Here is a 13,221-nt window from a genome sequence, read left to right as displayed (position 1 = left end):
GGGACGCACAGGCGCGCCCCGGGCGCAGGTCGCGGACTTCCTCCGGCGTGCCGGGCAGGTCATTCGGCGATCGTCGTGTGATAGGCCCACCGATACGTCGGTTCGGACTCAGCGTCGGTGGTGCGCTCCTCGCGTTCGTAGTGCTCGTAGCCGTTGCGCCAGCGGTACGTCAGCCGGTCGGCGTCCTCGCGGACGGGCTGCGGGGGTGTCCGCAGGAGCTCCTGCGGACCTCCGACGAGGTGGGGCTCGGTGAATCTGTCCATCGTTCGTTCATTCCCTCGGGTGAGGATCCGGACGGGGTCCGGAGGGTGTGGCGCGCGCAGCGCTCCAGGGGGGCCGACATCCCCCGCGAGCCCGTCTCCGGCTCCCACCACAGCGCTTCGCGTCTCGGAAGACCGGTGTCCAGGAGACGCCGTACGAGATCCGTGATCAGCGCGACGTCGTACCTCCGGCGCGAAGCCCGGGGCCCGGGACCGGGCCCAGGGCCCAGGGCTTTGCGCGGGGAGGGTGTTGACGCTGCGACGTCACACCCCGCAGACAATCAGGCAGTATGTACGAAATCAACCATTCCGTCCCGATTTGGTCGTGTCAAGGGGGTGGCGGGTGGTGCCCTCGGCCGGAGCCGGCCGGTCCGGTGCTGCTCCGGTTCGTCCGCGTTCCCGGTGCGCCCCGCCGACGGCGCTCCACCCGGACGCAGGAGGCGGCCGCACGGTTCGCCGTTCGCGCGGCGGTCTGTCCTGAGGGTCTGTCCTGAGGGCGTGTCATGAGGGGCCGCAGTCGCGCGGGGCTTCGCGGACGCGACGGTGCAACCGCTGTGACCTCGGAAGAGCCCGGGGCGTGGTGAACAAGCGGCCGGCCCCGTGTGGGCCACGACAACCTGGTCGTGGCCCACACGAGGCCGGGGCGGGCGGTGCGCTCAGATGGCTCCGCCGTAGTAGCTGCCGATCGTGCGGTGGTACTCGGGGTCCGCGGTGTGCCGGTCCTTGTCGTATTCCGGCGAGTTCTTGACCTCGTCCTTCGTCCGGTTCACCCACACCGTCCGCTCGCCGGTGTCCACGCGGCGGATCGTGCCCGCCGGGAGCAGCACCTCCCGGCCGAAGATCCACGGGCCGGTGTCGACCACGATGTGCGCGGAGTCGACGTCCTCCGTGTGCCGGTCGATCTTGCCGATGTGGCCGTCCTCGGCCTCGACGCGGTAGCCCGTCAGGTCCGTGCCGGGGACGTAGCCCTCGGTGTTGCCGTAGCCCCACATTCCGCTGGTCATGAGCGCCTCCTCGGTGAGTGGTCCGTCGTTGTGGTGCGGCTGCCGACTGCCCCGGGTCGGCCGGATCATGCACGCGGACCGCTGTCCTTCGTCCGGAACGGCGCGGTGGGGTTCTCGTCACCGGACGTCGGCGCTCGTGGTCGGCACACACAGGTTTGGAAGTGGCGGGACGGTGAAGACGAGCGCTGGCATCGGCCGTTATTCATCGAGGTAGGAGAAGCACATGGGTATCGTCGCCTGGATCCTGATCGGACTGTTCGCGGGCCTCATCGCCAAGGCCCTGATGCCGGGCAAGGACCCGGGGGGCGTCATCGTCACGATCCTTCTCGGGATCGCGGGCGGCCTGCTGGGCGGCTGGCTCGGCAAGGTCATCTTCGGCGTCGACTCCATCGACGGCTTCTTCGACCTCTCCACCTGGGTCGCCGCCATCGTCGGCTCGGTCATCATCCTCGTCGTCCACCGGCTGGTCACCGGAGGCAGCTCGCGCCGCCACGCCTGAGCATCCGTCTCCTCGGCGGGCCCGCAGCGGCTCCCCCTTCCTCCGAAGGGGGAGCCGCTCGGCTGTCCGCGCACCCCCCGCGGGCCGCCCATCGGGCCGTCGTCGGCTTCAGGGTCCGCGAACCTGTTCACCCTCGTGATCCCCGTGGCCGGCCGGGGCAGGGGCTCAGGAGGCGGTGGGGCGGCGGCCGGCGTGTGGGGCGAGTTGGGGAATCGGTTGCGGGTCATGGTCGAACGGCGTTCGGTGGCGAGGTCGGTTGGCGTTGGTACAGCTCGGTCTCGGTGAGTTGGGAGAGCCGTCGCCTGCCGGTGGCGCCGGCGCGCTTCGCCGCGCCTGCTCCCGTTTCGCGCACCCGATTCCGCCCGCGCTGCTTGGCCCTGGCCTGCTTCCACACGCCGCCCGGCCCTGTGGGCGTTCGGGGCGACGGCGCAGGGTCGGCACCCGGTGACGGCCGGGCGCGTTGCGCTCCCGACCTGGGCATCGCGGGCAGTCAGGACGGCGGGTGGGGCCGCCGGGCAGTGGGCAGGGGCCAGTGCGTGGCGTTCTCGGAGTGCTGAGCCGGCATGGTGCGGGGTGTGCCGCGGTAGTTGAGGTACATGCCGGTCAGGACAGTGACCTTGGCGCGCAGGACCCAGGGGTCGAGCGGTTTGACGATGAAATCGACCGCCCCGGCGTCGTAGCCACGCAGCGAGTTCTCAGGGCTGTCGCCGATCGCGGTGACGAAGATGATCGGGATGTCGCGGGTCTGAGCACGGTTCTTGACCTGGAGGGCGGTCTCGTAGCCGTCCATGCCGGGCATCTGCACGTCCAGGATGATCACGGCAATGTCGTTGTGCTGGAGAAGTGCCTTCAGCGCGTCCGGGCCGGAGGCGACGGCGAGGACGTCCCAGTCGGCGGATCCGAGGACGGCGTCGAGTGCCACCAGGTTCGCCGGCTCGTCGTCGACGACGAGGACCCTGGGCCTGCCCGTGGAGGCCACAGCGGCACCGGGCTCAATACTCGGCGGCTCCTCGCCGGCCTGCTGCTCGGCCACGACCAGCTGGCGCTCCAGGAGCTCGCAGCGCGCTTCGGCGGAGAGCTGCCGGCGCAGCGCCGCCGCCAGCTCGTCCTCCAGGCGAGCGACCTCCTTCTCCAACGCCTGTCTTTCGAGCAGCAGGCCGTCCCGGTCGCCGGCGTACAGGGTGATCTCGTCCGCGCGGGCGCGTTCGCGGGCCCAGTCGCTCTCCAACTGGTTGAGGCGCAGTTCCAGGTCGGCAATGCGGTGGTTCTTGTCGAGCAGGGCTTCGCCCAGGACATCGCTGTGTGCGGCGGACCTGCGGGAGAGGCGGTCGGCCTCGGCCAGCTGGAATTGCAGCTGCTGCAAGGCGTGGCTGACGGAGGCGTTGGTCTGCTGCGCGGCCGTGTGCAGGGAGCGCAGCAGCTCGATCGTCTCGGGGGTCGCGACGCTGCCGCGGTCGGCGCCGACGTCGGTGAGCAGGTCCTGGACGAATTGCCAGGGCGGGATCCGCTGTCCGGACAGGTAGCGGGAGAGCGCTCCCGGGCTCAGGTGTCGGCGGGCGCCGTAGCGGCGCATCGACACCGCAGGCCGCAGCCCCGCGAACAAGCTGCGCAGGGCCTCGGCGAAGGCACGGCACTCCGCGTTCAGATCCGGGCTCAGCGCGTTGAGGCTCCCGGTCCGGCTCCCCGGTCTCTCATGGGTCTCCACAGCGCCACCATCCTTGCAGTGTAGGGCGGGCCGTGGCCCGGGAACCGGAGTGCCCGGGCCACGTCGGTGGTCAGGATGCGGACGTCGAGTCCGTGGGCTCCTTCTCGGGGCCAGCGACGAGCTGGTTGACGACCGTGACGCTGACGCCGAAGGCGCCGACACCGTACAGGACGCACTGCGCCAGGTGCACTCCTCCTGCGGCGGCCAGGATCCCCGCGCCGATTCCCATGAGCATGCCGATCAGCAGTACCAGGGCCGCCCTGGGCGACAGCAGCGCACGCTGCACATGGACCTCCTCAATCGGTGGCGACTTGCGTCGGCCACCACCTGCGCGTCAGCCGGGTCGGTCTGACGGTGCGTCACAGCATGGCGTGGTCGGATGCTGTTGCGCCCCTGTTTCCGGGCCGGAAACGCCAGATGGCAACAGCGGAAACGACAACGACTGCTCCACCCCGGGCCTTCGGCTTCCCTTCTGCGCCGTGACCGCCGTTCCCAACCCGCTCGGCCCGTCGGGTCTCCGGGACGGCGATGGCGCGCACGGGGTCCCGCCAAGTGTGGTGGAGGGGCCCGTGAGGCTACCCATGAGTTGCCCTGATCGGCTGCTTGCCGGTAGAGGGCATCGGCCTGGCCCGGGTCACCAGTTGCCTCTCCGGACGGTTCCTCGCAGCGCGCGGTTGCCCCCGTGCCGGCCGGGCCGCAGGCCGGCGGAAGCGGTCCTGCCGAAAAATGATCGCGGATCCGGGCGAATGGGTTCGGCCGGGCCGGATAGACGCCCGGAGGACGTGGGGCCGGTCGCGCTCGTGCTCGGCCCGGTGGTGGCCCCGCCATCACCGGGCCGGGGCGGCGGCGGTGCTGGCACGGACGGTGGTTCCTCGTGGAGATGTTCGGCGCTCCGCCGCCGGCTCGACACAGACCCTGCAGAACCCCGATCAGAAGCTCAGAAGGATTCAGAAGGGAAGTTCGCCCATGCCCGGTTCAGTGGTCCAGATCGCGGCGCCCCTCGCGGGCGGCGCGCTCGTGATTCCGGCGGTGCTGATCGTGGCCGTCCTCATCGGCGCATTCGTCTGGGGCAGCCGCCGACAGGCCCGGAGGAGAAAGCCCGCCTACCCTCCCCGGTACGGCCCCGGCCCGCGACCGGCCACGCGGAACACCTCGGACGAGCACGACGCGGACGACCACGGGCCCTCCGGACACGGCGGTTGACCGGGGAGGAAGACGATCAGCCTCCGGCGATCGGGCCCTGCACGCGCGGGTCGAGGGTCTGCAGGGCGCGGGTGGGGCCGGCCGACGGGGGGTGGTGGGCCGGTCCGGGCAGTGGTCGGCCCCGGTTCGCCCGGTCCTCGGCCGGCCGCGCGCGCCGACGATCCGCCCGTCCGCCAGGGCGATGTCCCTCGCGTCTCCGTGGGAGAGCAGCAGGGGCCCGGTCGGTACCCGCCGCTCCACCGTGTCCGGCGCGGTCCGGGGCCCGGGGGAGGAGTCCGAGGAGTCCCCGGCGTGCCGAGCGCGCATGCAACCGGCCCGGCCGGGCAGACGAACGGCGAACCCGACACGAAGGAGGAACAACCGTGGTCCCGCTTCTCCTGGTCCTGCTGGTCGCCCTGCTGCTCTTCGGCCTGGGCTTCGCGGTGAAGGTCCTCTGGTGGGCGGCGATCCTCGTCTTCGTCGTGTGGCTGATCGGCTTCATCGCCCGGGGCACCGGCACCGCCGGCAGCCGCAGCCGCTGGTACCGCTGGTAGCCGCTCCCGGCACGGGGCTGCACCGGGCGCCGGTGGAGCCCCGCCGTGTCGTTCCGCGTTCCGCGCCGGGCTCCGCCACACGTTCGCGGTTCTGATCGGAGGCAGTGGAACGATGACCCCGAACCATGCGGAGACGCCGCGACCGGGCCTGCCCGCGCGGCATCCCCGGCACGAGCGCCGGGGCGAGGCCCGGTTGCCCGGAGTGATCGCCACCCTGGTCGCCGCGCTGCTCTACCTCGCGCTGCCCGAGAGCCTCCTCGTCGGCCCGCGCTTCGTCCTGCCCGCGCTGGAAGTCCTGCTGCTGGTCCCGCTGATCGCGGTCAACCCGCGCCGCCTCACCCGGCAGAACCGCTTCTCCCGGGCCGTGTCGCTGGCGCTGGTCGCCGTCATCGGCATCAGCAACCTCATCGTGCTCGGCCTGCTGGTCCGGGCCCTGGTCTCCACCGAGGTGAAGGAAGGCGGCCCGCTGCTGCTGGCGGCCCTCCAGGTGTGGGCGACCGACATCATCGTCTTCGGCCTCGCCTTCTGGGAGCTGGACCGGGGCGGACCCGTGGTCCGGACCCAGGCGCCCCGCTCCGAGCTGCCGCTCGCGGATTTCCGCTTCTCCCAGGACGAGAACCACGACGCCGTCGAGGAGGTCGCCGACGGGTCCAGCCGCTCCAGTGACTGGAGCCCCGCACTGGTCGACTACCTGTACGTGTCGGTGACCAACTCGACCGCGTTCAGTCCGACCGACACCATGCCGCTCACCACCCGCGCGAAGCTCCTGATGAGCGTCGAGAGCATCGCGGCGCTGGTCACCTCACTCCTCGTCATCGCTCGCGCCGTCAGTGCCCTGCACTGAGCCCGCCGGCCGCCCGGGCGGGCCGACCGCGGACGCCCCCGGCGGGGACGCCGGTGCCCGAGCAGTCGCGCAGGTAGCCGTCCCCGGCGCACGTCGGGGGACGACGAGGGACGTCACCGAGGAAGCGGGGCGGGGTCATTTCGCACGCTCGGAAGGTCGGGCGGGCCGGCGGGCGAGACGGTCACGGGTCCGGCCGAAGTGAGTCGCGGAGCAACCGCAGCGCTGCCCGCACCGTGCCGGCCTGGACGGCCTGCGGGCCGGAGCCGGACAGGGGCGGGGACGCTGTCCGGCTGCCGCTCGGCCCGGCCACGGCGACGAACACCGTGCCGGGCTCGTGTCCGTCCTGCGAAGCGGGCCCGGCCACCCCGGTGGTGGCGAGGCCGTAGGTCGCGCCCACGGATGCCCTGACCCCTTCGGCCATGCGGACGGCCACCCGGGGGTGCACGGGGCCGGCGTCGGCGAGGAGCGCGGCGTCGACACCGAGCAGGGTTTCCTTGGTCTCGGTGGCGTAGGCGACGATCCCGCCGAGGAACGCCTGCCCCGCGCCGGGCACCTCGGCCAGCGCGGCCGCGAGTCGTCCCGCGGTCAGTGACTCGGCGACGGCCACGGTGTGCCCGGTGGCCGTCAGCGCCGCGGTGACCTGCCGGGCCAGTACGCCGGCCTCCTCCGTAGCGGCTCCGGCGCCGGGATCCGGTCGCCCGGCCGGCCGGGTGGGGTTCGTCATGATGATCGCCTCGCTGGGACCACGGACTTGTGCGCGCCCCGGCCGACCGCCGGCTCTGCGCGCGCTGGAGGACGCCGCAGGCGGGGGCCGGTGCCGCGGTCCTGTTTGGGACCGGGCGGCGTGAACACGGGCAGCGGATCGGCGTGGAAGGCCGCGAGGGCCCCGGGTACCGGTGCCTGGGACTGGTCCATGCCGCGGCGTCTGCCCGGCGGGGTGGGGAGGAAACGACAGGAGCCCCGCCCGAGGGCGGCCGGTCGTCGAGCCGGGTGAAGCGGGGGGCCTCGAACGGCGTCCACGGGTTGTAGGCGGTGCCCAGGGGGACGTCCTGCCCGCACCTCGCCGCCGGCCCGCGCGGCGGGAAGCTCTTCGTCGGCCAGGAGGGATGTCGACCGGTCGACAAGGGCCCGGGCGACCGCCGCGCCCGCTCCGCGTCCGGGCCGTTCGACCGTCCGGTGCGCAGTTGCACTGGCCCGTTCAAGTGAACGGCGGTCCATCCGCGTGTGCGCCCGCGTTCCCGGGGCCTTGTCCGGTCGATCAGGTGGCTCGCTAGGCTCTCCTCGGCCTGGAGGGGGTGGCTGGAGCAGTGATGACTCGTGAGTCGGCCGTTGCGCTGGTGCAGAAGATCATGGATGGGGACTGCGCCGATGACGCCGAGATCGACCGCACGTTGGAGGCGCTGGACAGGGGCCTCGGCTGTCCGAGTGGCTATGTCAGCGACCTGGTCCACTGGCCGGACGGGCCGGAGCCGACAGCGGCCGAGGTGGTCGAACTGGCTCTCGCCCACCGGCCGTTCGCGCTGTGACCAGTCCAGGCCGCGATGGTCGTACGGCCGGGACGGATGCACGGCGAGGGGCCGCAGGGGATCGATCGCGTCGTCGGGGTCAGCAGAGCTCTCGGTAGGGCACCTCGGGGAGGTAGGTCTTCCAGTCGGCCCGCGTCAGGCCGCCTCCGGCTCGTGTGCAGATGTCGGCGGCTTCCTGTTCCGGGGCGACCGTGATCTCGTGCCCCGGTACGTGCTCGGTCGCCGCGCGCAGGGTGCGGTCGTCGGCGCTGAAGGCCAGGGAGAGGATGGCGCCCCCCGGCGCGGGGAGGGCGGGGCCGAGTGGTTGGCGGGATCCGAGGTCCCACATCCGCAGCGTGCCGTCGGCGCCCGCGGCTGCCAGGGTGCGGCCGTCGTGGGAGAAGGCGAGTGCGGAGATGGGGTCGAACACCCCTGCCGTGTTGGGGCGGAAGGTGCCGGGCAGCACGCCCAGGTTCCGCTCGGCGCTGCCGTCCCAGAGGGTGACGCGGCCGGCTTCGTCGCCGGTGGCCAGGTACGTGCCGTCCGGGCTGAACGCCACGGTGTGGGTCGTGTTCTGGGTGAGCGTACGGGGATTCGCCGGGTCTGACGGCAGGCCGGTGAGTTGGTTGTGCGAGGTGACGAGGAGCTGCCCGTCCGGCCGGACGGCGAGGTGTTCCCCGCCGGCCCCGGAGATCACCCGCGTCCTGGCGTGCTGGGACACGTCCCAGACCTCCACCTCCTCACCCCACGGCGTCCGTGACACCAGAAGCGATCGTCCGTCCGGCGTGAAGGCGATCCCGTTGAAGGGGCCCCCCGGGAACGCCTCACCGGCGGCATTCACGTTCAAGTTCAGCGTCGCGGTCACGGAGCCGGCGGAAACGTCCCAGATGGACAGCGGGGCTGCGTCCAAACCCGTCCGCAAGGGGTCGGAGACGCTGTAGGCGAATGCGCCCCCGTCGGGACGGAACGCCGCGAGGACCGTACAGGGCAGAGGGACCTGGCGCTTCGAGGTGCAGGAGATGCCGGGAAGGTCGACGACGTGCCCGGCCCCGCGGACATCGCGCAGCTGGAAGCGGTACACGGCGTCACCTTCGGGCGGGGACAGCGTGGCGAGCGTGCTGCCGTCGGGGCTGAACGCGGCGACCGCGATCGGTCGGGTGGTCCAGGGCGGGGTGAGGACGTTGGTGAGGTCGATGGTGCGGACGACGGCTCCGGTCGTACCCTCCAGGTAACGGATCCGGTGTGCGGCCGGATCCAGCCTGAGCTGGCCGACGTCGGTGTTGGCGAGCGGATGCCGCAGCAGTGGCGCGGACGGTGTGTCGAGGCGCCACAGCAGTACCTCCTTGCCGTCCGAGGCCGCCATCAGCGTTCCGTCCGCGCTGAACGCCGTCTCCCTGATGCCGGCATGCTCGATCCGCGGGAGTTCCGTGCCCGAGGCCATGTCCCAGATCCGGACTCCCTCGCTGTCGACGACTGCCAACCGGCGGCCGTCCTGCGCGAACCCGACCGCTTCTTCGAGGCACTGCTGCGCGCTGACGACGGGAGCCCAGGGGGCGGGGACCTGGCGCTGCTCGGGCACGTTCCACACCTGGACCCGCTCACCCGGAAGGCACAGTGCCACCAAGCGATCGTCCGGACTGAGGGAGGCATCAGGGTAGGGATAGAAGTCCCAGCGGCCCTCCACCCACATCCGCCGCTGCTTGACTTCCGGCACGCCGCGCAGCTCGTCGGGGCCGACCGGCCTGCGCTCACCACCTTTGGCGCGTCGTTCGAACAGCAGCCGGCCGTCGGTGAGATCCCGGACCTGGATCACATGGTCGGAGCCGGCGTTGGCATAGAGGAGCAGGGTCCGTCCGCTCGGGCCGAACCGGGCTGCGGTCTTGATCAGGTCAGGTTCGGGAGGGAACGGTGTCACCGGCAGTGGGCCGGCCGGGATGATGCGGGAGCGTTCCGGAGGCACATCCCACACGTTCACAAAACTGTGATCGAATCCGGCGATTGCCCGGGTGTCGGCGCTCATGTCCTCCACGTTCCCGGCCTCGTCCTTCAGCCCGGGCAGCGACGCCACCCGCCGGTGCGTGTCGACGTCCCACCGCACCACCTCGTCGCGGCCGACACCGACCAGCGTGCGCCCGTCACCGCTGAGGAAGTGCGTCTGCGGGACGGCCTTGTCGGAGGGCGGATCGGTGAAGACGTCCTGGTCCGCCTGGACGGTGGCGCCGAGCAGTGCGGACCGTGACTCGGGGAGGTCGGCGGTCCTCCACGCGGCGAGGCTCAGCCGCATCGCCGTGAGCGGGTCGGAGGAGCGCATGCCGTCCGCCACCGCGGCGGCCCGGCGGGCGGCGGCCTCCGTGCGGCGGCGTTCACCGGTCAGGTGCTGCTGCCACGCGACCACCCCGGCCAGCATGGCGAGCACGACCAGGGCGGACAGCGTGGCGAGCAGGGTTCGCAGCCGCCGGGCGGAGCGCGCGGTCCTGCGGTTCTCCTGGTCGCGGGCGGTGAGGGCGGCGGTGAGGAAGCGGGACTCCAGCGGGGTGAGGTCCTCGCGGTGCCCGGCGCCGGTGAAGGCCGACTCGGCCGCTGCCAGGCGGGTGCCGCGGTAGAGCGCTCCGGGGTCCTGGTCCAGTTCCTCCCAGGCCCTGGCGGCCTCGGTGAGGTGCCGGTGCCGGCGCAGCCGGTCGCGGGCGTCGTCGATCCACGTGTTCAGGCGCGGCCAGCAGCTGATCAGGGCTTCGTGGGCGAGGTGGACGGTGTCGCCGTCCAGGGTGATCAGCCGGGCGCGGGCCAGGGCCTCCAGAACCGCTGCGGTGCCGGTGTCGGCGTCCCCGGTGCCGAGGGACGCCAGTTCGGTGCGGTGGGCGGGGCGGCCGGTGTCCTGTGCGCCGTCGCCCGGGGTGACCAGGCGCAGCAGGATGCGCCGGGCGGTGGCGGCCTGCTGCGGCGTCAGGCCGTTGTAGGCCTGTTCGGCGGTGCGGGCGATGGCGCCCCGCACGCCGCCGGCGGCCTCGTAGGCGGCTTCGGTGAGTGCCCTGCCCTTGCGGCGGCGCCAGGTCTCCAGCAGGGCGTGCGACAGCAGGGGGAGTCCACCCGGTTCGCCGTCGATCTCCTCGACGATCCGGGAGGTGAGGGCGCGCTCGACGATCAGGCCCGCGCCGGCGGCCGGCCTGACGATCGCCTCCCGCAGTTCGGCCGGGCCCATCGGCCCGACCAGCAGCGTGGCGTTCCGCAGGACGAGGGCCAGGTCGGCGTGCTCCGCGCAGCGGCCGAAGAAGTCGGCCCGCACCGCCAGAACCACCCGTAATCGGCTGTCCGGCGCGCACGCCGCCACCAGCCGGCGGATGAAGGCGGCGCGTTCCGCCGGGTCGGTGCACAGCGTGAAGGCCTCCTCGAACTGGTCCACCACGACCACCGTGTCGCCCGGACCGTCCCCCGGCGCCATCGGCGCGGCGTTGTCGGTGGCGGGCCGCGGGCCCGGCGTGAGGATCCGGATGGCGGCCGGGCCCGTGCCCGCCCCGCCACGGTCCCGGAGCGCCGGGATCAGTCCGGCGCGCAGCAGGGAGGACTTGCCGCTGCCCGAGGCGCCCACGACGGCGACCAGGCGGTGGGAGTCCACCAGGGCCAGCAGGTCGGCGACGAGCCGGTCGCGGCCGAAGAACCGCTCCCGGTCACCGGGTTCGAAGCGGGCCAGGCCCCGGTAGGGCGCAGCGGCGTCGCCGCCGTCCCCGGCCGCCGTCTCCCGCACGACGGTGTGCCAGCGCCGCTCCCACTGTGCGGGATCGCCGCCGCAGGCCTCCGCGTAGGCCAGTACCACCGGCAGCGAGGGGAGTTGCTGCCCGCCCGCCGCCCGCGACAGCGTCGCCACCGAGTACCGGGTGCGGTCGGCCATGACCCGGTAGGTGAGGTTCCCCGCCTCCCGGCGCAGCTCGCGCAGCTCCGACGCGAAGCGCTGAACCGGCCCGTCGGCCGGGTCCAGCGGGCCCTCCTGACGCCCCATCCCGTGTCCTCCCCCCCGTCGGCTGCACCACCGGACCGCGTCAACCTAAGGGCCGGGGGAGCCCGTTGCAACGGCTTCTCATCAGCCTGTCTCGTTCCAGCGGTCCTTCCGACCAGCGGAGCAGCCTTTTGTTTCGTCCGGCGGGGAGGGCTGCGCAACAACCGGCGGACCGTGAAAGCTCGAAGCGTGCCGAAGCCCGAGAGCGAGGAACGGCCGCCCTCGGCGCCGGCACGACCGCGCCCCGACGACACCACGCCCCGACGGCAGCGCACCCGCAGGGCCCGCACCCGCAGGGCCCGCGTCCGAAGGGCCCGCGTCCGCCGCTCCCGCGCAGTGCGGCGCAACGCCGTCGAAGACCCCACGGCGCCCGGAACGCCGGGACGTCCCTCCGTTTCCACACCGAGCAGGAGACAGCCATGCCACACGCCAACGTCCGTACCGCGACGCCCGCACGTCCACCGGCGTCGGCGGTGAAACGGTTGTCCGCCGTCCTGGCGGCAGCGGTGCTGCTGGCGCTGCCCACGGCGGGGGCGGCCCACGCGGCGCCGGCCGAGGAGGCCGCGCACCCCGGCCGCCACCACGTGGTCGGCGCGGTGCAGGAGATCTCCCCCGAGGCCGCCGAGCGGCTGCGCTCCGGTGCCGAGCAGCAGGGCCTGACCTCGGCGTGGGTCACTCCGTGGGTGCACTGGACGCCGTACGCGGGCGGGGAGGTGAACGACGTGCGCATGCACGTGTACAGCGGCTCCGACGGCCACGACCGGGCGTACGCGGAGGCCTACCTGAACTACTACAACGACGCGGTCTACCTGGACGTGTCCCAGACCGCGGGCAACGGGCACTGGCCGTGGCAGGCCAAGAACCTCGTCGCCGTCGGCGGACGGCTCCACCTGCAGACCCCCGAGTCCTACGACGGGCCGGGCTACTGGGTGCGGGCGTGCGGCGTCTCGTTCGCGGTGGGCGATCCGTGGGGCAACCCGCAGTGGGGCAGCAACATCAACTGCACCGCCTGGAACTGAGCCACCACCACGATCACCTCTCCTCACGGAAGGAAACCCGAGTGAAGCGCACGCACCGCACGCATCGCACGACCACCGTCCTGCTCGGTCTCGCGGCAGCCGCGACGGCACTGACCGGGTTCGCCGCCCCGACCGCGTCCGCAGCCCCGACGGCCTCCGCCGCCACGCCCCGGGTCACGGCCGGCTGCTCCGGGCTCTCCTGCTTCGGGTTGGACCCGGTGGACGCGGGCTGCAACACGGACGCCTACACGGTGGAATCGGTGGCCTCGTCGAGGGGCACGATCGAACTCCGCTACAGCGCGTCGTGCAGGGCGAACTGGGCCCGGATCTCCGGCACCTCGGCCGGGCAGTGGTTCTGGGCGCAGAGCGAGGACAACTGGTACCAGTGGTGGCGCACGACCGGCGCCACCGGGTACGGCAACATGGTCGACGGCTCGGGTAAGGCGCGTGCCTGCATCGAGTACGGGGTCTGCACCAACTGGCACTGAGGTTCCTCCGACCGCCGGATCCTCGCCGGAGAGCCGGCGGGGATCCGGCGGGGATCCGGCGGTGGGAAGCATGTCCCGTCGGCGATCAGTACCCGGTAAGAGGAACTCATTGATCGCCATATGCGGTCCGAATCGAACATTCCCTGTGGTGGAGGTAAACCGCCTGAGAG

Annotated in this window: 13 protein-coding genes; 7 read left to right on the top strand and 6 right to left on the bottom strand. The window is 72.6% G+C overall.

All coding sequences use genetic code 11. The features are described from left to right. Positions 1-59 precede the first annotated feature (59 nt). Both ACFXAM_RS23475 and ACFXAM_RS23470 read right to left on the bottom strand, forming a co-directional pair. A complete protein-coding gene (locus ACFXAM_RS23475; RefSeq protein ID WP_380294183.1) occupies positions 60-263 on the bottom strand; it encodes a DUF5988 family protein in 204 nt (67 codons plus the stop codon). 653 nt (positions 264-916) lie between these two features. Then, positions 917-1,264 carry a PRC-barrel domain-containing protein gene (locus ACFXAM_RS23470; RefSeq protein WP_380294182.1) on the bottom strand — a complete coding sequence of 116 codons (348 nt, stop codon included), beginning with the start codon at positions 1,262-1,264 and terminating at the stop codon, positions 917-919. Between the two features lie 223 nt (positions 1,265-1,487). Here ACFXAM_RS23470 and ACFXAM_RS23465 point away from each other — a divergent pair, with 223 nt between their 5' ends. Then, the gene (locus ACFXAM_RS23465; protein ID WP_380294181.1) at positions 1,488-1,763 is read left to right on the top strand and encodes a GlsB/YeaQ/YmgE family stress response membrane protein; all 276 of its coding nucleotides are present in this window, start codon (positions 1,488-1,490) and stop codon (positions 1,761-1,763) included. A 490-nt stretch (positions 1,764-2,253) separates the two neighbouring features. On the opposite strand, the gene ACFXAM_RS23460 is transcribed toward ACFXAM_RS23465, so the two are convergent. Both ACFXAM_RS23460 and ACFXAM_RS23455 read right to left on the bottom strand, forming a co-directional pair. Further along, positions 2,254-3,468, bottom strand: a complete 1,215-nt coding sequence (locus ACFXAM_RS23460) for a response regulator (protein WP_380294180.1) — start codon at positions 3,466-3,468, stop codon at positions 2,254-2,256. Positions 3,469-3,538: 70 nt separating this feature from the next. Then, on the bottom strand, positions 3,539-3,754 hold the full coding sequence (locus ACFXAM_RS23455) for a hypothetical protein (RefSeq protein WP_380294179.1): 216 nt from the start codon (positions 3,752-3,754) through the stop codon (positions 3,539-3,541). A 680-nt stretch (positions 3,755-4,434) separates the two neighbouring features. Here ACFXAM_RS23455 and ACFXAM_RS23450 point away from each other — a divergent pair. The 3 genes from ACFXAM_RS23450 to ACFXAM_RS23440 all read left to right on the top strand — a co-directional run bounded on the left by ACFXAM_RS23450 (position 4,435) and on the right by ACFXAM_RS23440 (position 6,048). After that, entirely contained in the window at positions 4,435-4,671 is a 237-nt protein-coding gene (locus ACFXAM_RS23450; RefSeq protein WP_380294178.1) for a DUF6479 family protein, read from the top strand. A gap of 362 nt (positions 4,672-5,033) precedes the next feature. Then, a complete protein-coding gene (locus ACFXAM_RS23445) occupies positions 5,034-5,204 on the top strand; it encodes a hydrophobic protein (protein ID WP_380294177.1) in 171 nt (56 codons plus the stop codon). Positions 5,205-5,316: 112 nt separating this feature from the next. Beyond that, positions 5,317-6,048 (top strand): hypothetical protein, encoded by a 732-nt coding sequence (locus ACFXAM_RS23440; RefSeq protein ID WP_380294176.1) that lies wholly within the window; start codon positions 5,317-5,319, stop codon positions 6,046-6,048. A 181-nt stretch (positions 6,049-6,229) separates the two neighbouring features. On the opposite strand, the gene ACFXAM_RS23435 is transcribed toward ACFXAM_RS23440, so the two are convergent. Beyond that, positions 6,230-6,772 carry a CinA family protein gene (locus tag ACFXAM_RS23435; RefSeq protein WP_380294175.1) on the bottom strand — a complete coding sequence of 181 codons (543 nt, stop codon included), beginning with the start codon at positions 6,770-6,772 and terminating at the stop codon, positions 6,230-6,232. A 586-nt stretch (positions 6,773-7,358) separates the two neighbouring features. On the opposite strand from ACFXAM_RS23435, the gene ACFXAM_RS23430 reads away from it, so the two are divergent. Beyond that, positions 7,359-7,574 (top strand): e9imm peptide, encoded by a 216-nt coding sequence (locus ACFXAM_RS23430; RefSeq protein WP_380294174.1) that lies wholly within the window; start codon positions 7,359-7,361, stop codon positions 7,572-7,574. Between the two features lie 79 nt (positions 7,575-7,653). Here the strand turns inward: ACFXAM_RS23430 and ACFXAM_RS23425 are convergent, their stop codons facing one another. Next, positions 7,654-11,547, bottom strand: a complete 3,894-nt coding sequence (locus tag ACFXAM_RS23425) for a helix-turn-helix domain-containing protein (RefSeq protein WP_380294173.1) — start codon at positions 11,545-11,547, stop codon at positions 7,654-7,656. A gap of 416 nt (positions 11,548-11,963) precedes the next feature. Between ACFXAM_RS23425 and ACFXAM_RS23420 the strand changes: the two genes are divergently transcribed. Further along, a complete protein-coding gene (locus tag ACFXAM_RS23420) occupies positions 11,964-12,563 on the top strand; it encodes a hypothetical protein (RefSeq protein WP_380294172.1) in 600 nt (199 codons plus the stop codon). A 41-nt stretch (positions 12,564-12,604) separates the two neighbouring features. Further along, positions 12,605-13,051, top strand: coding sequence for a DUF2690 domain-containing protein (locus tag ACFXAM_RS23415; protein ID WP_380294171.1), 447 nt, complete (start codon positions 12,605-12,607; stop codon positions 13,049-13,051). Positions 13,052-13,221 lie beyond the last annotated feature (170 nt).

Origin of the sequence: Kitasatospora sp. NPDC059462 (assembly GCF_042749955.1) — a bacterium.
Lineage (GTDB): Bacteria > Actinomycetota > Actinomycetes > Streptomycetales > Streptomycetaceae > Kitasatospora.
Note: the sequence above shows the minus strand (reverse complement) of the source record. Positions and strands in the feature narration are given on the sequence as shown.